The 20,305-nt window shown below is 59.4% G+C and carries 15 protein-coding genes; 7 read left to right on the top strand and 8 right to left on the bottom strand.

The features are described from left to right. Nucleotides 1-29 precede the first annotated feature (29 nt). Nucleotides 30-434, bottom strand: coding sequence for a DUF2177 family protein (locus BLU25_RS06755; protein ID WP_016781630.1), 405 nt, complete (start codon nt 432-434; stop codon nt 30-32). Nucleotides 435-455: 21 nt separating this feature from the next. After that, nucleotides 456-1,292: a CvfB family protein gene (locus tag BLU25_RS06760; RefSeq protein ID WP_016781631.1), complete on the bottom strand. Its 837-nt coding sequence runs from the start codon at nt 1,290-1,292 to the stop codon at nt 456-458. 358 nt (nt 1,293-1,650) lie between these two features. Here BLU25_RS06760 and BLU25_RS06765 point away from each other — a divergent pair, with 358 nt between their 5' ends. Continuing rightward, entirely contained in the window at nt 1,651-1,830 is a 180-nt protein-coding gene (locus BLU25_RS06765; RefSeq protein WP_016781632.1) for a hypothetical protein, read from the top strand. A 194-nt stretch (nt 1,831-2,024) separates the two neighbouring features. Next, nucleotides 2,025-2,747: a TorF family putative porin gene (locus BLU25_RS06770; RefSeq protein WP_016781633.1), complete on the top strand. Its 723-nt coding sequence runs from the start codon at nt 2,025-2,027 to the stop codon at nt 2,745-2,747. Nucleotides 2,748-3,322: 575 nt separating this feature from the next. Here BLU25_RS06770 and BLU25_RS06775 read toward each other — a convergent pair. Continuing rightward, nucleotides 3,323-4,669 (bottom strand): DEAD/DEAH box helicase, encoded by a 1,347-nt coding sequence (locus BLU25_RS06775; protein ID WP_016781634.1) that lies wholly within the window; start codon nt 4,667-4,669, stop codon nt 3,323-3,325. A gap of 191 nt (nt 4,670-4,860) precedes the next feature. On the opposite strand from BLU25_RS06775, the gene BLU25_RS06780 reads away from it, so the two are divergent. After that, nucleotides 4,861-6,129 (top strand): mechanosensitive ion channel family protein, encoded by a 1,269-nt coding sequence (locus tag BLU25_RS06780; RefSeq protein WP_029611507.1) that lies wholly within the window; start codon nt 4,861-4,863, stop codon nt 6,127-6,129. Between the two features lie 114 nt (nt 6,130-6,243). On the opposite strand, the gene BLU25_RS06785 is transcribed toward BLU25_RS06780, so the two are convergent. The 4 genes from BLU25_RS06785 to BLU25_RS06800 all read right to left on the bottom strand — a co-directional run bounded on the left by BLU25_RS06785 (nt 6,244) and on the right by BLU25_RS06800 (nt 14,291). Then, on the bottom strand, nt 6,244-6,804 hold the full coding sequence (locus tag BLU25_RS06785; RefSeq protein WP_016781636.1) for an RBBP9/YdeN family alpha/beta hydrolase: 561 nt from the start codon (nt 6,802-6,804) through the stop codon (nt 6,244-6,246). Between the two features lie 41 nt (nt 6,805-6,845). Continuing rightward, nucleotides 6,846-7,706: a carboxylate/amino acid/amine transporter gene (locus BLU25_RS06790; RefSeq protein WP_016781637.1), complete on the bottom strand. Its 861-nt coding sequence runs from the start codon at nt 7,704-7,706 to the stop codon at nt 6,846-6,848. Between the two features lie 153 nt (nt 7,707-7,859). Beyond that, nucleotides 7,860-13,394: a hypothetical protein gene (locus BLU25_RS06795; protein WP_029611508.1), complete on the bottom strand. Its 5,535-nt coding sequence runs from the start codon at nt 13,392-13,394 to the stop codon at nt 7,860-7,862. Between the two features lie 297 nt (nt 13,395-13,691). Then, entirely contained in the window at nt 13,692-14,291 is a 600-nt protein-coding gene (locus BLU25_RS06800; protein ID WP_016781638.1) for an FMN-dependent NADH-azoreductase, read from the bottom strand. 156 nt (nt 14,292-14,447) lie between these two features. On the opposite strand from BLU25_RS06800, the gene BLU25_RS06805 reads away from it, so the two are divergent. From BLU25_RS06805 to aqpZ, 4 genes are all read left to right on the top strand, one after another. After that, nucleotides 14,448-15,371: a LysR family transcriptional regulator gene (locus tag BLU25_RS06805; RefSeq protein ID WP_029611509.1), complete on the top strand. Its 924-nt coding sequence runs from the start codon at nt 14,448-14,450 to the stop codon at nt 15,369-15,371. A gap of 155 nt (nt 15,372-15,526) precedes the next feature. Beyond that, the gene (locus tag BLU25_RS06810; RefSeq protein ID WP_016781640.1) at nt 15,527-16,090 is read left to right on the top strand and encodes a peptidylprolyl isomerase A; all 564 of its coding nucleotides are present in this window, start codon (nt 15,527-15,529) and stop codon (nt 16,088-16,090) included. A 109-nt stretch (nt 16,091-16,199) separates the two neighbouring features. Continuing rightward, nucleotides 16,200-18,032, top strand: a complete 1,833-nt coding sequence (locus BLU25_RS06815) for an ABC transporter ATP-binding protein (protein ID WP_016781641.1) — start codon at nt 16,200-16,202, stop codon at nt 18,030-18,032. A gap of 200 nt (nt 18,033-18,232) precedes the next feature. Beyond that, complete coding sequence (aqpZ, locus tag BLU25_RS06820; protein ID WP_016781642.1) at nt 18,233-18,934, top strand: aquaporin Z; 702 nt, start codon at nt 18,233-18,235, stop codon at nt 18,932-18,934. Nucleotides 18,935-18,950: 16 nt separating this feature from the next. Here the strand turns inward: aqpZ and BLU25_RS06825 are convergent, their stop codons facing one another. Further along, nucleotides 18,951-20,075, bottom strand: a complete 1,125-nt coding sequence (locus tag BLU25_RS06825) for a GNAT family N-acetyltransferase (protein ID WP_083369572.1) — start codon at nt 20,073-20,075, stop codon at nt 18,951-18,953. Between the last annotated feature and the right edge of the window lie 230 nt (nt 20,076-20,305).

Consider the following 20,305-nt stretch of genomic DNA (forward strand, 5'->3'; position numbering starts at 1 on the left):
CGCAGTGCTTGTCAGTTGCAGAAAGACAATCAGGACGCCAGCTTGCGTGCCGCCCAATAACCCGACAGGGCTGCAAGACAGGTCAACAACCCGCCCCAGGCCATGTCCATCAACGCCAACTGGGCCGACCAGCCTTGCAGCGTGGCCCAGTTGGTCATGTCATAGGTGCCATAGGCCACCAGCCCGAACAGCGCACCCGCCAGCGCCGCCCTGCGCGCACTGGCCCGGGCAAGGGCCGGCAATACCACAAAGAACACCACACCCAGCACATACAGCAGGTAAAACACGATGGCCGGGCCCCACTTGGGTTGAGCCAGCATCAGCGGGCCCAACAGCTCTTTGTAGGTAGAGCTCATGAGCACGCCCAGCCACAGGCCGTCGAGCACCAGAAAAGCCAGTAACGCACCGATATACGCCCACACTGCCTTGCTCATGTCGCCAGCCCTCGCCTTGGGTCAGATCAGTTCGATGCGGTCCGGGTGGATCGCAATCTTGCCTTCCTTGTACAGCGCGCCAATGGCTTTCTTGAAGTTGCCCTTGCTCACGCCAAAATGGGTGCTGATCACTTCCGGGGCACTTTTGTCGCTGACCGCCAGCACACCGTTGTTGTCGCGCAACTTGCTGAGGATCTTGGAGTTCAGGCTGCTGGCGGCTTCCTGGCCAACTGGCTGCAAGCTCAGGCTGATCTTGCCGTCAGCACGAATTTCCTTGATGTAGCCCTTTTCCTGCTTGCCCGCACGCATGAACTTGAAGATTTCATTCTTGTGGATCAAGCCCCAGTGCTTGTTGTTGATCACGGCTTTAAAGCCCATGTCCGTGGCCTCGGCCACCAACAGATCAACTTCCTGGCCGACCTGGTAATTGGCCGGGGTCTTGTCCAGGTAACGGTCCAGACGAGCAGTCGCGGTAATGCGGCGGGTGTGCTTGTCGAGGTAGACATGCACCACGACGTATTCGCCGGCGGTCATCTGGCGTTTTTCTTCGGAATACGGCAACAGCAGATCTTTTGGCAGGCCCCAATCCAGGAACACACCGATGCTGTTAACTTCAACCACTTTCAAACTGGCAAATTCACCGACTTGAACTTTTGGTTTTTCAGTGGTGGCAATTAACTTGTCAGCACTGTCCAAATAAACAAAGACGTTGAGCCAGTCTTCATCTTCGCTGGGAATATCTTTTGGAATATAACGGTTGGGCAACAGGATTTCACCGTCAGCCCCTCCGTCCAGATACAAACCGAAGTTTGTATGTTTAACCACTTGCAAACTGTTGTAGCGACCGATTAAAGCCATGTCCAATACCCTCATTACGTAAGCGGCATTCTACCCGAGTTTAAGGGGGCAAATTGGAGCACCGCAGCCCCGCATCCAAAAAATCTGCGAAAGGTTTGATTTATCAGGATTTTCCCCCACCCTTTGGGTGCCATTCGTCAGCCTGGAGGGAACATGCCGCGCACCTGCGAACCTCTGAATGCACTGCAAAACCCTCCCCTGTTATGAATTAAAACAGCGAGTTAGCGGATCTTTATGCAACTGATTGGGCAGTACGGCAACGCGCCCCTATTATTTTACGAAGATATTTAACAAGCAATTGTCAAGTATTTCAGGTACTATCGCTGGCCAAGTTATTTTCTACAGGTCAATAGCCGCCATGCGTGTAAAAGCATCCGCCAGCAAAGCAAAGCCAGCTCCCGCTGTTGAAACCAGTGATTCCATCAATGCGCAAATCGAAGCATTCCTGAAATCCGGTGGCGAGATTCAGCAAATCAGCAAAGGCGTCAGCGGCCAAACTTTTGGCCCGTCCAAGCAGATCACGCTCGGCAAAAAGTAACACCCCCTCGCGTCATCTGGTCCTAATGCGCTTTGCCCTTCAAGGCGCTAGGACTCTCGATTTATCCCCCATGTTCCCCTGCGTTGCCACTGATTCGCATCGATAAATCGACGAACGGCACTTTGTTGCCGCTATTCCTGCGTATGCTCCGAAGGCTCTGAATCAAGCCTTTGAGCCCATATAGGGAGCCGATCATGCTCACACGGGCGGTATTGCTGGCCGGCACGCTGCTGACCAGCGCCATTGCGGATGCTCAGGTGTTCTCCCGCGAACTGGGCGATTTCGACCTCAAGCTGGCCACCCAGCCCAGCCGCAGTATGGCCCAGGGCCTGGTCAAGCCCACAAGCGCAGGCTCGACCTTTCATGGCGGCCTCGACCTGACCCACGACAGTGGCTGGTATGTCGGGCAATGGGCGCCCACGATGGGGATCAAACCCGGCAGTAACCTGGAAGTGGATTCGTACCTGGGCTACAAACACCCCTTCGACCAGACCTTGAGCTATGAGCTGGGGCTGATTCACTACAGCTACCCCAAAGTTGATTCACTGGACAGCCAGCAGATCTTTGCCGGCCTCACGGTGCTGGGCACGCGCTTTGGCGCCGCCTTCAGCAACGACCCGGACCGCCGCGACAGCACCCTGTTTGCCGACCTTGGCGTCAACCAGCCATTTGGCATCGGCGTGAGCATGAAATACACCACCCATCAGCTGGGCACGCCCGTGTCCATTGCCGAGGGCGGCAGCGTGCGCGCCTTCAATGACTGGTCGATCAAGTTCTCGCGAGCCTGGATGGGCATCGACCTGAATGTCATCTATAGCGACTCCAGCCTGGACGGCACCGACTGCTCCGCCTACTCCGGGCAAAACACCCAGTGTGATGGCTTGCTGACATTTAAGGCCGAGCGGACGTTCTACTGAACGGCCTGCGGTTTTGTGGGAGCGGGCTTGCTCGCGATGCAGGCGGCGCGGCTTCCCAGTTACACCACGGTGCATACATCGCAGGCAAGCCAGCTCCCACAGATAATGCGGCACTCACAAAATCTGCGGCCGACGACAATCCCTGTGGGAGCGGGCTTGCTCGCGATGCAGACGACGCGGCTTCCCAGTCACACCACGGTGACGCCATCGCAGGCAAGCCAGCTCCCACAGACAATGCGGCACTCACAAAATCTGCAGCCGACGACAATCCCTGTGGGAGCGGGCTTGCTCGCGATTCAGACGGCGCGGCTTTCCAGTCACACCACGGTGCATACATCGCAGGCAAGCCAGCTCCCACAGACAATGCGGCACTCACAAAATCTGCGGCCGACGACAATCCCTGTGGGAGCGGGCTTGCTCGCGATTCAGACGGCGCGGCTTCCCAGTCACACCACGGTGCATACATCGCAGGCAAGTCAGCTACCACAGACAATGCGGCACTCACAAAATCTGCGGCGTTTCAGGCAACAAAAAACCCGGCACAGGCCGGGTTTTTTGTGAGTCACGCCAGCGCTTTAATCAGCGGCGGGTGCTTCTGGCTTGCGGCGCTTGAGCGGTGCCATGCCGTCCTTGCTGACCAGCGACAGGGCGTCGGTCTTCGGGCGGTTGGCAATCTTGCGCTTGGTCGGTGCCTTGGCGCCCGACTTCTTCTTGACGCCCTTGGCGTCGGTCTTTTTCTTCTTCACACCAACCGCTTTACCCGAAGCCTTGACGTTTTTCGGGCCGCCGTAAGTACCTTTGACTTCCTTGATGGTGCGACGCTCGAAGCTTTGCTTCAGGTAGCGCTCAATGCTGGACATCAGGTTCCAGTCACCGTGGCAGATCAGCGAGATCGCCAGGCCATCATTGCCTGCACGGCCAGTACGGCCGATACGGTGAACGTATTCGTCACCGCTGCGTGGCATATCGAAGTTGATCACCAGATCCAGGCCTTCAACGTCCAGGCCACGGGCCGCAACGTCGGTGGCAACCAGAATCTTGACGCCGCCTTGCTTCAGGCGATCGATCGCCAGCTTGCGGTCCTTCTGGTCTTTTTCACCGTGCAAGACGAACGCCTTGTACTCCTGAGCCACCAGACGACCGTAGATACGGTCGGCCATGGCGCGAGTATTGGTGAAAACAATGGCTTTTTGATAAGTCTCGTTGGCCAGCAGCCAGTTAACGATCTGCTCTTTGTGCTGGTTGTGGTCCGCGGTAATGATCTGCTGACGCGTGGTGGCGTTCAGCTGGCTGACCTGGTTGAGCTGCAAGTGCTCCGGGTTGTTCAGAACCTTGCCGATCATTTCACGCAGGCCCGAACCACCGGTGGTGGCCGAGAACAACATGGTTTGCTGACGATTCGGGCATTCATCGACCAGACGCTGTACGTCTTCGGAGAAACCCATGTCGAGCATGCGGTCGGCTTCGTCGAGCACCAGCACTTCAACTTCTTTGAGGTCGAGGTTGCCAGCGTTGAGTTGTTCCAGCAAACGGCCCGGGGTGCCGATCAGGATATCCGGCACCTTGCGTAGCATGGCGGCCTGGACCTTGAAGTCTTCACCGCCGGTGATCAGGCCGGACTTGATGAACGTGAACTGCGAAAAACGCTCAACTTCCTTCAGCGTTTGCTGGGCCAGCTCGCGGGTCGGCAGCAGGATCAATGCCTTGATGCTGACGCGGATTTTGGCCGGACCAATCAGGCGATTGAGAATCGGCAGAACGAAAGCGGCCGTCTTGCCACTCCCGGTTTGAGCTGTAACCCGCAGGTCACGCCCTTCGAGCGCGAGCGGAATGGCCGCTGCTTGCACAGGCGTAGGCTCGACAAATTTAAGCTCGGCCACAGCTTTAAGCAGGCGTTCGTGCAGGGCGAAATCGGAAAACACGGGTGCTACCTCGAAGAAATACAAAAAATCAGCGGCATAGAGTAACGGTTTCGAGCGCCAAGGCCGAGTTACTTTGCACGAACGGCATGAAACAAATGGTTTTTTAGGGTCTTTAGTCCAATCAAGGCCCACAAATCACCCTGAAGTGCTCTAATCCCATAGCCATTTATTACCGGATATCGTTTTTGCTTATGGATACTCAACCTCTCTGGAGCCAAATCCAGGACTTGTGGGCCAACCTGGACCAACATCCGTGGGTCTCGGCCATGCTCGGCCTGATCGTTCTGGTGGGCGTCGCCCTGCTGGCCGGTCATATCGCTCGCATCATTGTCCTGCGCGTGACCAAAATGCTCGGCCGCCAACCGGCCCTGCACTGGATCAATGACTTACGCGAACACAAGGTGTTCCATCGCCTGGCCCAACTGACCCCCTCGTTGATGGTGCAGTTCGGGCGCAATCTGGTGCCGGACATGAGCGACAACGGTCGCCACTTCCTCGGCAACCTGGCGCTGGCCATTACCATTTTTGTCCTTACCCGCGTCATCAGCTCGCTGCTGGACGCCTTGCTCGATATCTATTCGCGCACCAATTACGCCAAGACCCGGCCGATCAAGGGTTACATTCAGCTGACGAAAATGCTGCTGTATGTGTTCTCGGCCATCATCATTGTCGCCACACTGATCGACCGCTCGCCGATGCTGCTGCTGTCGGGGCTGGGGGCCATGTCGGCCGTCATTTTGTTGGTCTACAAGGACACCCTGCTGTCGTTTGTGGCCAGCGTGCAATTGACCAGCAACGACTTGCTGCGAGTCGGCGACTGGATCGAGATGCCGCAGGTGGGTGCCGACGGTGATGTGATCGATATCACCCTGCACACCGTCAAGGTGCAGAATTTCGACAAGACCATTGTCTCGATTCCGACCTGGCGCCTGATGTCCGAGTCGTTCAAGAACTGGCGCGGCATGCAGCAGTCCGGCGGGCGCCGGATCAAGCGCAGTCTGTTTATTGATGCCAGCGATGTCGCGTTCCTGACCGATGAGCAGGAGCAGCGTCTGGAAGGGGTACGCTTGCTGAGCGACTACCTGCATCGCAAGCAAGCCGAACTCAAAAGCTGGAATGAAGCCCAGGGCAACGTGGCAGCCTTGTCCGCCAACCGTCGGCGCATGACCAATATCGGCACCTTCCGTGCTTATGCCCTTGCCTACCTGAAAAGCCATGCCGATATCCAGCCGAACATGACCTGCATGGTGCGCCAGCTGCAAACCACGCCTCAAGGCGTGCCACTGGAGGTGTACTGCTTTACCCGGACCACGGTGTGGGACGAATACGAGCGCATTCAGGGCGATATCTTTGACTACCTGCTGTCCGTGCTGCCTGAGTTCGGGCTCAGCGTATACCAGCAACCCAGCGGCAATGACCTGCGCAAAGGGCTGTTCAACAGAATACCGATCGAAGAGTGATGTGTAGCCGCTGAGGAGCGCAGCGAGGCTGCGATGGGCTGCGAAGCGGCCCCCGGCAATCTGAAGGCCCTGCGGGCCTTGTCGCAGCCTCGTGCCTCGTCAGCGGCTACAGGTTCAAGCTTGCTTGAACTGCGGATCACCGGTGAGCCTGAACAACAACTCGATCCCCTGCGGCCAGGCGCCAAACCCGCCTTCGCCATTGATATGCCCGGCATTTTCCAGCCATACCAGGTCACTGCCCCAGGCCTGGCTGAAGGCCTCGGCCCGCTCAGGGGTAACATAGGGGTCGTTGGTACTGGCCACGGTGATGGCATCAAATGGCAGGGGCTCAAGCGGCATGGGGCTAAAGCCTGTGGTACCGGCCGGGTAACTGTCGGCTTCGGTATCACTGGGCGCCACCAACAGCGCCCCACGCACACGCCGGGCCTCTTTGGGGTGTTGCTGCGCCCATCGGGCAATCAACGAACACGCCAGACTATGGCCAACCAGCACCACAGGGCGCTCGCTCTTGGTGATTTTTTTTTGCAGGTTCTGCACCCAGTCAGTACAGACCGGGTTTTGCCAATCTTCCTGCTTGACCCGGTGCAAACCGCTGTAGCGCTGCTCCCAGTGAGATTGCCAGTGTTCTGCTCCTGAATTGAACAGGCCCGGCAAGATCAACACCCTGACTGTCATTCCGACTCTCCCTTACGGCGATAGATGGACTGAGGTTGACCTTAGACCGTCACGGGCCTGCGGTCTAGGCGACTGATCCAGACAGCAAACACAATCACCAGCCCACCGATGAACAGTCGTCCCAACGGTTCATGCTGGTTCCAGATCAGAAGGTTGAGCAGCAAGCCCACCGGCACATGCAAATTGTTCATCACCGCCAGAGTGCCGCCGCTGACCAGGCAGGCGCCCTTGTTCCACCAATAAAGCCCCAACGCGGTGGACACCAGGCCCAGAAACACCAGCACCCCCCACTGCAGAGGGGCCTCGGGCAGAAAGTTGGCCTTGCCGAACAACAAGAATGCCGGCAGCACCACCGCCAGCGCGCCAAGGTAAAAGAAACCGAACCGCCGGTAATGGGGCAAGTCGCTCGGGTAGCGCGCCACCAGACGGCGGTACAAGACCTGCCCGGCGGCATAGGTGAAGTTGGCCAGTTGCAGCAGCAGAAAACCTTTGAAGAAATCCGGGCTGATACTGTCAAACCGAATCACTGCAGCACCCGCCACGGCCACCAGCGCGGCGACCAGGGCCCAGGGGTTGAACCGACGGTTAAGGGCATCCTCGATCAGGGTCACATGCAGCGGTGTCAGAATGGTGAACAACAACACCTCCGGCACCGTAAGCACCCGAAAACTCAAGTACAGGCAGACGTAGGTAATGCCGAACTGCAGCGCCCCGATCAATAACATGCCGCGCATGAAGCCGGGTTCGACCTGACGCCAGCGCGTCAGCGGGATAAACACCAGCCCCGCCAGCACCACTCGCACCAGTACTGCAAAGTAACTGTCGACGTGCCCCGCCAGATACTCGCCAATCAAACTGAAGGAAAACGCCTGGATCAGGGTGACAAATAACAGATAGCCCATGTATCTCTCGCTCAAAAAACCTTGGTCGCCTGTTCGATCACGCCGCAGCGAGCCCGAAGGAATGCGCGACCTTAGCCGGTTTGCCGGGGAAGTAAAATGCTGGCTTGGCAATGTCGCCTGTTTAAAGGCGATTGGCCAAGCGACCAACCCGGGTTAGAAATCCGTCAGGCGCTTCCACGCCTGCAACGCATCGGCACTCAACGGACGAAACAGCCCCGGGTTATGAAAGAGTGCCTGCTGGATATCCTCGAGGCTCATGCTGGCATTTTGTGTCATAAAGGGCGCCAACTGGCCATGCCAGAGGGTGCCGTCCTGGCTGAAGTAACTACTTTTGTAGGGGCGATCCGGATAGATTTGCGTGTAAAGCTTCTGTGCAAAGTAGTCCACCAGGCATTCGTCATAATTGACCTCGGCACCGGACACAGCCTGCAACCCAATATGACGGTGGGAGGCCGCATGCACATATTCATGTACCACCGTGGAGCGCACCTTGTCGGTATCGACCAGCCCATTGACCACGAAATCCGGATGATCCGTGGCGATATATATGCGCCCTTGGGGCGAGGTCCAGGCTACCGGATTGGCTTTGGCAGAAGATGAATCGTAGGGAATACCCATTTTCCCTGCCAGATCATTGCCCGTTGTCGAAATCACCCTGATCCCTTCCAGTTTGACGTGCCATTGGGTATGGATCTGCTGCTCGATGCGTTTGAAGTCGATAGCTCTTTCAACCTGCCAGGGTGTAGCCGCCGGCAGGTTGTTGAGGTTGCGGTAAAACTGCGGCCCTTCGGGATCCGGAACAAACATGACCTCGGCCCCGCCTTGCCATTTTGACCTTGGCCTGGGCTGCAGGCGGATCCCGGGATCTATTTCCCACACACCTGAGGCCAGGCCCTGGACGGGGCGAAAAGTCACAAAAGGGCCAGGTTGTTCACCATCGGCATGCAACTGCCAAAACCTGTTTCTGATCTGCACCACTTCATACACCTGCGGCGGCTCGCCAGCCGTTATCCAGGACCGGCTATTGTGCGTGTAAACACCGGGTGCCGAGCCTGGCACCAGCCCCGGCAACGAGATATCACTGCGTGTGTAGGCGTTCATGTCGGCCAACGTGGCCTGGCCACCGTGACCCGGCAGGGCCCAGGTGTGCAAAGTGCCAGTTTCAAATGACTCCTTACCCCCGCCCCTGATCCCTCTTCTTCTCCAGAGCCCCCCCGCTCCGGCATCGGGTTTGGCAATCAGCCCGCTGCTGAGCAGTTGCGACGGGTTGTCAGGGTTACTGATTCGCAGCCTGTAATAGCCATCAGGCAAGTCAGGGCTGGCGGGCACGACATACCTTTGCTGGTTGAATCGCACAACCCGCACCCTCGATGCCAGCTGCGGCCCATAGGGCAGGCCGGAAACAGGATCGAGCAGGTGGTAACGTGGGGCATCCGCGCTGCCCGTGTTGCGCACCGGCACATTGTCGATGCCGTTGACCCTGCGTAGCTGATCACCTGGCGGCGGTGACTTCCACAGCGCGGGGTCATCGACCGTCACCAGCCCGCGGCGAGTGTCATAGCGGGCCACACTTGAGCGCCTGGCGGCTTGATTGTAGTGCTCCAGCCCCCGGCTGGCCAGGCTGCGGCCGCCCATCAAAACCTTGATGCGGCCCCATTTGAGCAACTGGGACAGGCCGTCGGCCGGGTTGAACTCTTGCGCCAGAGCCACCAGCAGAGTTCTGGTGAGCCTTCCCAGCCGTGGCAGCGCGGGCTTGAAACCCAGTTTTCCGGCTGTTTTCAGGATGCGTACCGCGCCACCGACAAACCGGGCCACGGGCAGGAAAAACAGCAGGTCGAAAACCAGCCCCAGCCTGCCCTCAGCCATGCGTTTCTGGTCGCCAGACAGCAGGTCGTCAAAAGTCCCCCAGAACGGGGTAATCGACTTTAGCAGCTGCACGGCCGGATGAGCCTGGTCAAACGCCGTCACGCCCCGGGCTGCCGCGCGGGCCTGATCCCTGTCGATATAGAGAGGGGCCAACATGGCAATCTGCTTGCTGCGCGCGGAACAAAACGTATTGGGCAGCGTACTGCCGGGTTGGCCCTCTGCAGGCAAGCTGCCCAGCTCTTCGACAATCAGCCTGGAGCTTGAGAGTGCATGGGGCCGCGGTTTTTGCCCTGTTCGGTAGGCGTTTTCGTCCAGTTGCAAAATCGCCCCATGCCGATAGCGATGGATCCAGCTATGCAGGCCCGTTTGCCTGGGACCAATCACTCCGCCAATCAACAATGGCTTGAGCCCGGGGCTTTGCTGAATGTGCAAGGCTCGCGGAAATACCTCATAGATATCGCAATCACCGGGCTTGCACACTTGCAGGATAAAACCCTGGCGCAGCATCAGCGAATCCATGAGGCTCGTGGTCTCTTCAGCGACGCTGCCACGACTTTCTGTCCTCACGCGCAACACCCTGACAGCGCTGTACTCGATATCCTGACGCTGTTGCGGGGGCAGGCTGTCCAGCAAGAACCTCACCACTGCTTGTTGTGCAGATACGAGCGCTGCCTCATGGGCATCGTAGCGACGGCTGAACTCGCGCTCGATATTCACCTGCAAGCGCCCAAGCCGGGCCAGCAGTGCAGCCCGGGCCCTTAGCGTTTCGGTGCTTGGCAGGGTGGTTGCCGTATGCGGCTCAAAATCCACCTCCATATGCTTGCCCACGGCATACAGCTCAAACAGGGGCACACTCCCCCTCTGCGCCGTGTACACGCGTTGTTCGGGGCTGATGCCGTGTTTCAACAGCTCAGCCCTGGCCATCTGCAGTCTGGCGGGGGGCACCTCGAACAGATCGTTGGCCGCTTTGAGCACTGTCTGCTCAAAGGCATCCAGCGCCTTGGCGGCTTGCTGGATCTGCTCGCTGGTGTAAGCACTCAAGGGCATTTCAGGCACAACGCCATGAAGGGCTGCCCAGGTCATGAGCGGTGGTAGTCGCAGGGAAAGCATGGCCGCCGACTTTTCCCGCGCCACGCTCTGCTGCCCTGCCAGGCCAGTCGCCTGCTGGCCTGGCAACGTGATGACCTGTTGAAAAGTCATGCGCTGGGGCGAGCCTGGCTCAATCACATGTGCAAGCTCGGCCCCATGCCGGAAGTTGACCCAACTGGCCGAACCGTAGATCAGCTCGACCGGAATGTCGCGCACGCTGAAATCCGCGGGCATGCTCGGGCGCAGCAAACGCGCCAGCAGCGCGGCAAACGCCGGCGAAGTGGCTTGTCGCGAGGTCAGCAGGTAGTGCTCGAAATCGCTGCGGATCCAGGCATAGCTTTTACCCCACAAACGATTGGCGTTCAGGTCGTAGCCAGCTGTTGTACCTGCCTGGGAATAACGCAGCACAAGGGCCTTCCAGGCCAACTGGGCGTTCAGGGTCGCCGGGGCAGCCTCGCCATCGGCGGCGCCATGCCAACCTGACGCCTTGAGCAACTGCTGGCCAAGCCACTGCCCCTGCTCTGAAGTGAGCAGTTGTTGCAGCGCCACGGTCGGCCTGGTGTGCGCCAATCCGCCAGGGTCAAACCCGGGCAGGTAATGCCCCAGCACTTCCAGAGGCGGCAAAGGGTTTACCCCCGGCAAGGGTTGCAGGGTTGCAATACAAGCGTTTACGGCACCGAGCAACGCCCGCTCCTGGTCGGCACCCAGCAGGCTGTCAAGTAACGGTGTTGCGTTTTCCATGCCCAGGGCACGCACGGCGTACTGTTCTTCAAGGTCATTGAGTGCTTGCCGCCTAGCAGGCGCCGTTAGCGGTTCAGCCGCAATGATGCAGTAAAAGTCCAGCATCTCCGCCAGAGTCACCGACTCACCGTAATCAAACAGAACGGCTTGCCGGTCGCTATGCAAACAAGTTTCCAACTGCCTGCGCAGCCTCGCGGGCAATGTCGCGGCAAGTGGCAGGCGCTGATACAGCACACTCGCTGCCTGCCCGCGCAACTCGTGCGCCAGCAACCCGAACTGGCGCACCACTTCGCTGATGGCGCCCTGCAGCGCAGAGTGCGGGCTTGGCCGCAACCTGAACGAAGAAGCCACAGGGGCCGCCTGCAACATTGCAGCCATTGCCCGAAAATCAGCCAGGGTGGCCTGCGCCTGCTGCTTGAAGGGGTTTACCGGTGGTTCAGGCAGGGCCGCCGGGGTTACCGGCAGTTGGCACTCCACAGCGACATACCGCAACGGCCTTACAACAGCCAGTGCATTGTCACGAAAGGCCTGTAGCGTGATTTCAATGCAAGCATCGCTGTCGGCTGCACCGATGCACAGGCGCTCAATGTCGGCAGCAAGATTGAACACCCGGGGATCAACCAGCAGTTCTCGCAACACAGCCCCGAGCGGCCTGGAACTGACCCGTTGCCATTGCCCGGAATGACGGGTGCTTGAGGACAGGTCGGTGACCGCGCTGTCATCCCGGTACCCCCTGAGTTCAAGCCTGTCCATGTCGAAGGGCGAAACCAGTGACTGGAGGTCAGGGAACGCCTGCACCAGCCCTTCATTAATGGCTGCGGTCCTGCGCGGCCCGGCGCTGCGCTGTGCCTGCAAGGCCAGCTGCCGCACCTGCAGCAGCTGGCCGACACGCAACCTTGCGCGCAGATTGATAGCCTGCTCCAGATACAACGGTTCTACGCGGCCGGCCCGGAGCAGGTGCTGGCAACTGTCCTGCTGCCAACTGAGCAGCGATGCCAGGCAACGGGTAAAAGCCTCGCTGCTGGCAACACCCGGGTAGTCCACAAGCGCACGGGGGGAGTGAGCCAGCACAGCCTGGCGGTGGTTTAAAGCGATTGTGGCCCATAACCAGGGATGGCTTTGCAGGTCGCTCAACCAGCGAGCCAGGTATTGGTTGAACTCACCCCCCGAGGAGAATTCGATCAGGCCCTGCCCTGCCATCAGCAAGATCACCCCTGCCGGGCTTTGGGCCGGCAAGTCACGGGGGCTACGGGTGAGAACCAGGCATCCTGAGACCCGAGCCTCGACGGTCGGTACCCGCAGTGTCAGCTCGAAAACCCCGGGTTCCTCGGTTACGCCGGCATCGAGCAGGCCCCCTGCTACCCACCGGATCATGGCCGCGCCCTCGACCGTCAAGGTGCCATCGCTTGTGCGCAGGTCTGCCTCTGCGCGTCTTTGCCGGGCCATTCGTTCTGCCAGCCACACCTTGAGCGGCAAGTCACGGCCATCGCGGTTGTCGGCGCCCTGCGCCAGCACGAGCACCTGCGCCGGCGCCTCGTAAAAGGCCGCTAGCTGCAGCGGATAATTCGGGTAGGCCCTGACCCCCACGTCCTGCAACAAGGCCGCCAGTTCGCTGGCCATCCTGTCGCTGCCAGCCAGACGGGTACCCAGGTGGCCGATGCTGGCCGCCTGGTCGAAGATCCCGACCTGCCCCTGATAGACCGGCAATTCGCGGCTGGCCAGATACCGCGTCAACTCGTCAGCCAGACTGCGGGAGGTCACAGGGGTGGCGATGTGCGCCGTGCGGTCTTGATTCCACTCCAGGCGATAATCGGTGACATGCAGTGCGTCCAGGTCAAACGCCTGGGTGACAGACGCGAACCGCCGCTGCAACGTGCTACGGAACAAATCCCTGGCGGTGGCAAGGAAGGTGGGCTGGCGGCCGAGATGAGCGGCAATGGCGGCCTCCTCATCTTGCAGTTGCTGCTCTGGCAGGGACGAAACAATGGACATGGTGCATCCGCCTCAATCAATGACGTTTTGCCATGCGCCGAAGGAGCCTGGCCAAACAACCGATGGGCAAATTAACAGAGCGCGAGCCTGTAAAAAGATAGATATATAGCGCACCTCAAAGGCATCCGCATGCTTGCACCCAGCCATTGCCGCAGGCAAAAAAAACCCGATCCAGCCCTGGGCTGATCGGGTACGAGCACTCAAGAAAGTGCAAAGGGAGGTTCGATGCGCGAACCGCATGCTTGAAGGAGCAATGAAAGCATTAAGCCAGCCGGCGATTATCTGTCGATTAACAGGCTATGCGATGGCAGACAGGCTGGCCTTGGCCTGATTCAGGCCCTTCTCCTGGAAATCGCCACCCAGGTTCATGCCTTCGGCATGGATAAAGGTCACATCGTGAATGCCGACAAACGCCAGGACCTGACGCAGATAGGGTTCCTGATGATCCGAGGTGCTACCCGCATATAGCCCGCCGCGCGCCGTAAGAACATAAGCTTTCTTGCCGGTCAAAAGCCCTTGCGGTCCGGTTTCGGTGTATTTGAAGGTCACTCCGGCCCGCAACACATGGTCCAGCCAGGCTTTGAGGGTGCTCGGTATGGCAAAGTTGTACATCGGTGCCGCCAGCATCAATACATCGGCGGCCAGCAACTCGTCGGTCAGCTCATTGGAGCGTTGCAGGGAAGACTGTTCGTCAGCATTGCGCTGTGCTTCGGGCTTCATCCAGCCACCCAGCAGGTTGGCATCGAGGTGCGGTACCGGGTTCAGGGCAAGGTCGCGCAAGGTCACCTGATCTGCCGGGTGGGCAGCCTGCCACTGGCTGACGAACTGTTGCGTCAACTGCCGGGAAAACGAGCCCTGCTGGCGGGCACTGCTTTCAATAATCAGAACATTGGACATGCCGGGTAAGCTCCATCTGTAAATACTGTAAGACGATGAAGCAGAGGTTAAAGAGCATCAGCTCGATAAAAAAGCGCAATAACCTGCTACAACCTATCTATAAACCTGTTTGTTTAGCGGTATCCTGTCACTCCCCCCACATTTGAGGACTTCATCGTGAAAGCGCCCCGCGTGACCCTGGATCAATGGCGCACCTTGCAGGCGGTGGTCGACCACGGCGGCTTCGCGCAAGCCGCTGAAGTCCTGCACCGTTCGCAATCATCAGTCAGCTACACCGTGGCCCGCATGCAGGATCAGCTCGGCGTGCCGCTGCTGCGCATTGACGGCCGCAAGGCGGTGTTGACCGAGGCCGGCGGCGTGCTGCTGCGCCGCTCGCGGCAACTGGTCAAGCAGGCCAGCCAGCTCGAAGACCTCGCCCATCACATGGAACAAGGCTGGGAAGCCGAGGTGCGCCTGGTGGTCGACGCTGCCTACCCCAACGCCCGGCTGGTGCGTGCCCTGACCGCCTTTATGCCGCAAAGCCGCGGCTGTCGCGTGCGTCTGCGTGAAGAGGTGTTGTCCGGCGTCGAGGAAGTGCTGCTTGAAGGCGTGGCTGACCTGGCCATCAGCAGTTTCAATATTCCCGGCTATCTGGGCACCGAATTGAGCACCGTGGAATTTGTCGCGGTGGCCCACCCCGACCACCCGCTGCACCGCCTGCAACGCGAGTTGCACTTCCAGGACCTGGAAAGCCAGCTACAAGTGGTGATTCGTGACTCCGGCCGCCAGCAGCCAAGGGACGTGGGCTGGCTCGGCTCGGAACAGCGCTGGACCGTCGGCAGCCTGGCCACGGCGGCAGCGTTTGTGAGCAGCGGGCTGGGCTTTGCCTGGCTGCCGCGGCACATGATCGAGCGCGAACTCAAGGAAGGCGTGCTCAAGCCGTTGCCGCTCAATCAGGGCGGCAACCGTCACCCGGTGTTTTTCCTCTACGCCAACAAGGACAAACCCCTGGGCCCGGCCACACAAATTCTTGTCGAACTGTTGCAAACTTTCGACACAGCGCCACTGGACGCGCCTTTCGCGGCTCCGCAACAGGCGTGAACAGCAGTGGGCAGGAACATGATTCGGGAATATCCTGTCCAACACCCGCAGCCCGTGAACATCCACCGTTGATGGATGTGGCACGGGCACTGGTTCAATGCACCGCTGCCCGTGTGGCATTGAACAGTCACCCCACTTTTCAGGATCACTGAACCATGCTTAAAAAAATTGCTCTTGCCGCTGGCGCACTGCTGCTTGCCACCCACCTGATGGCGGCTGACGCCAGTAAAGCGCCACATGTCATGCTGGACACCAGCTTCGGCAAGATCGAAATCGAACTGGACCCGGTCAAGGCGCCGATCAGCAGCGACAATTTCCTTAAATATGTCGACAGCGGCTTTTACAACAACACCATTTTCCACCGTGTCATCCCGGGGTTTATGGTGCAAGGCGGCGGTTTTACCTCGCAGATGGTGCAAAAGCAGACCCGCGACCCGATCAAGAACGAAGCCAGCAACGGCCTGCACAACGTGCGCGGCACCCTGTCGATGGCCCGCACTTCCAACCCCAATTCGGCCACCAGCCAGTTCTTTATCAACGTCGCCGACAATGCCTTCCTGGACCCGGGCCGTGACGCGGGCTATGCCGTATTCGCCAAGGTAGTCAATGGCATGGACGTGGTCGACCAGATCGTCAACTCGCAGACCACCACCAAACAGGGCATGCAGAATGTGCCAATCGACCCGGTATTGATCAAGTCGGCCAAACGCATCGACTGACAAGCAGCACACAGCAGGGAGCCTTGGCCGGCGCCCCATCGGGATGAGTAAAGCCAGCAGCACCGGCCACACCACTAAAGGAGAGCCCGCACTGCGGGCTTCAGTGCCAATGCTTTATCGCCGTTTCGAACAGTTGATCGATATTTTCCGCGAGGCTCCCACCGCGGCCCCGCCCAGCACTGTCTGGGCGTTTTACCTCTACTACCTGCGCCAGGTCTGGCCGATGTTCGCCGCCTTGCTGGTGGTCGGGCTGATCGCGGCCCTGATCGAAGTCTCACTGTTCAGCTACCTGAGCACGCTGATCGATCTGACCCAGGGCACGCCCAATACCGACTTCTTCAGGGTTCACAGCAGCGAGCTGATCTGGATGGCCGTGGTCGCGCTGATCATCCGCCCGGTATTCTTTGGCCTGCACGACCTTTTGGTACACCAGACCCTGAGCCCGAGCATGACCAGCCTGATCCGCTGGCAGAACCACAGCTATGTGCTCAAGCAAAGCCTCAACTTTTTCCAGAACGACTTCGCCGGGCGCATCGCCCAGCGCATCATGCAAACTGGCAACTCACTGCGTGACTCAGCGGTGCAGGCGGTCGATGCCCTGTGGCATGTCCTGATCTATGCCATCAGTTCGCTGGTGCTGTTTGCCGAGGCCGACTGGCGCCTGATGATCCCGTTGCTGACATGGATCGTCTGCTATATCGGGGCGCTGTACTATTTTGTCCCCCGGGTCAAAGAGCGCTCGGTGGTATCTTCCGACGCCCGCTCCAAGCTGATGGGCCGTATCGTCGACGGCTACACCAACATCACCACCCTCAAGCTGTTTGCCCACACCCAGTTCGAACAGCAGTACGCTCGTGAAGCGATTATCGAGCAGACCGAAAAAACCCAGCTGGCCGGCCGCGTGGTCACCAGCATGGACGTGGTCATCACCACCATGAACGGCTTGCTGATTGTCAGCACCAGCGCCCTGGCGCTGTGGCTGTGGAGCCAGTCACTGATCAGCGTCGGTGCCATTGCCCTGGCCACCGGCCTGGTGATCCGCATCGTCAACATGTCCGGCTGGATCATGTGGGTGGTCAACGGCATTTTTGAAAATATCGGCATGGTCCAGGACGGCCTGGAAACCATCGCCCAGCCTGTCGCCGTGATTGACCGCGAACATGCACCACGCCTGAGCGTAAACCGTGGCGAGGTACGTTTTGAACACGTCGACTTCCACTACGGCAAACGCAGCGGGATCATCAGCGACCTCAACCTGCTGATCAAGCCCGGCGAAAAAATCGGCCTGATCGGCCCTTCAGGTGCCGGCAAGTCGACCCTGGTCAATCTATTGCTGCGTTTGTACGACCTGCAAGGTGGGAGGATTCTGATCGACGACCAGAACATCGCCGAAGTGACGCAGGAAAGCCTGCGCGAACAGATCGGCATGATCACCCAGGACACTTCGCTGTTGCATCGCTCCATCCGCGACAACTTGCTTTATGGCAAGCCCGACGCCACCGACGAAGAGCTTTGGGAAGCCGTGCGCAAGGCCCGGGCCGATGAGTTTATCCCGCTGCTGTCCGATGCCCAGGGCCGTAGCGGTTTCGATGCTCATGTGGGCGAGCGCGGGGTCAAGCTGTCCGGCGGCCAGCGCCAGCGCATCGCCATTGCCCGGGTGCTGCTCAAGAACGCTCCGATCCTGATCATGGACGAAGCCACTTCGGCACTGGACTCCGAAGTCGAGGCTGCCATCCAGGAAAGCCTCGAAACCCTGATGCAAGGCAAGACCGTGATCGCCATCGCCCACCGCCTCTCGACCATTGCCCGCATGGATCGCCTGGTTGTGCTCGAAAACGGCCATATTGCAGAAACCGGCACCCACAGCGAACTGCTCGCCCGGGGCGGTTTATATGCACGTTTGTGGCAGCACCAGACGGGTGGTTTTGTCGGTATCGACTGAGACTTGCAACGCGCATGCTGCAAAGCACGTAAACACAACGCCAGCACCCGTTTGTAATGGGCTCTGGCGTTTTTTATGGCACTGGCAAAAAAACCGGCGGGTGCTGTACTGAATGCAGGGTTCGGGAGAATCCTGCAGTCAACCGCAGGAGGCGACGCAGCTTCAATTGCTCGATAGATTTATCTATCCGGGACCCTGTGATGAACTTGTTCAAACGCTCCGTTACTGAGTTGCTAGGCACCTTCTGGCTGGTGCTTGGCGGTTGTGGCAGTGCTGTGCTCGCAGCAGCGTTTCCTGATGTCGGTATCGGCCTGCTGGGGGTAGCGCTGGCATTTGGCCTTACCGTAGTGACAATGGCATTCGCCATCGGCCATATCAGCGGCTGTCATCTCAACCCTGCCGTCTCCTTCGGCTTATGGGTCGGAGGGCGATTTCCTGCAAAAGAACTGCCTGCGTATATCATTGCCCAGGTCCTGGGCGGCGTGATTGCCGCCGGGCTGCTGTACCTGATTGCCAGCGGCAAACCCGGCTTTGACCTGGCCGCCAGCGGCCTGGCCGCCAACGGCTATGGCGAACACTCACCTGGCGGGTACTCGATGGTCTCGGGGCTGATATGTGAAATCACCATGACGGCCATGTTTATCCTGATCATCATGGGCGCCACTGACAAACGGGTGTCTGCGGGGCATGCCCCTCTGGCGATCGGCCTGGCGCTGACGCTGATCCACCTGATCTCGATCCCGGTGACCAACACCTCGGTCAATCCGGCGCGCAGCACAGGCCCGGCGCTGATCGTGGGTGGCTGGGCAATTCAGCAGTTGTGGATGTTCTGGTTGGCGCCGATGGTGGGCGCGGCCATTGGTGCAGTGGTCTATCGCTGGCTGGGCAAAGAAGACAGCTGAACAGCGAGAGCCGGGGTCAGGCCTGCCGATAAGGCAGCGCCGACCTCGCCTCTTCGGCATAGGCCAGCACCCCTGCTCGCTCGCGCTGCAAAAAGTCGCTTACCGCCGCCTTCAGGCCCTGATGGCGCAGGTAATGCCATGAATTGGTGATCACCGGCTCAAAACCGCGGATCAACTTGTGCTCGCCTTGGGCCCCGGCATCAAAACGCCGGATACCATGGGCGATGGCGTAATCCATGCCCTGGTAGAAACACGTCTCGAAATGCAGGCGGTCAAACTCACCAAGGCATCCCCAGTAGCGCCCATAGACACTGTCACCGCCAATCAGGCTGAAGGCCATCGCAACCGGGGTCGCCCCTTGTTTGGCCAGCACGACGCGAATTGATTCCGGCATGCGCTCGGCCAGCAGGCTGAAAAATTCCCGCGTCAGATACGGCGTTTGCCGACGCACAGCGTAAGTATTGGCATAGCAGGCGTAGACAAAATCCCATTGTGCCTCGCTGACTTGCTGGCCTTCCAGCCATTCAAACTCAAACCCCTGCCCCGCCACTTGCTCGCGCTCCTTGCGCATCTGTTTGCGCTTGCGTGAACTCAAGGCGTCGAGGAAGTCCTGAAAATCCCGGTACTCGCGGTTCTGCCAGTGAAACTGGCAGCCAAGCCGTTGCATCCAGCCGGGTTGTTGCGCCAGCGCCGTATCGGCCAGCGGGTCGGTGAAATTGATATGCGCGCTGGACAGCCCTTCGATCTGCAGATAACCGGGCAAGGCTGCCAGCAGCTCGAGCCCGTCCTCGGCACGGGCGGCCAACAACCGCGGGCCGCTGACCGGGCTGAATGGTACTGCCGTGAGCAGCTTGGGGTAGTACTCGATGCCAGCACGCTCGCAGGCCTGCGCCCACTCATGATCGAACACGTACTCGCCGTAGGAATGCCATTTGCGATAACTGGGCAGTGCTGCCTGCAGCTGTCCATTTTCGTAATGCAGCAAATGCTCGGGCTGCCAGCCGGAATGCGGGCCAAGGCTGGCACTGTCTTCCAGGGCACTGAGAAAGGCATGCCGCAAAAAAGGCTGGGCCACCGGCACCAGCGCATCCCATTCATGGGCAGGGATAGCGGACAGGCTGTCGAGTCGTTGCAGCGGCATTAATAGTCCTCAAGGCACGGCGTAGAGCGCCGATGGTAGCACTCCCGAATATCTGGTGTGGGAGCGGGCTTGCTCGCGATAGCATCGCCGTGGTGCACCTGCCAGACCGCGCCGTCCGCGTCGCAGGCAAGCCAGCTCCCACAGGTCAGGCATGGCCAACTGAATCCACGGCTTGCCAGGACCCTTTGTGGGAGCGGGCTTGCTCGCGATGGCATCGCCGTGGTGCACCT

It is taken from the genome of Pseudomonas fragi (genome assembly GCF_900105835.1).
In the GTDB taxonomy this organism is placed as follows: domain Bacteria; phylum Pseudomonadota; class Gammaproteobacteria; order Pseudomonadales; family Pseudomonadaceae; genus Aquipseudomonas; species Aquipseudomonas fragi.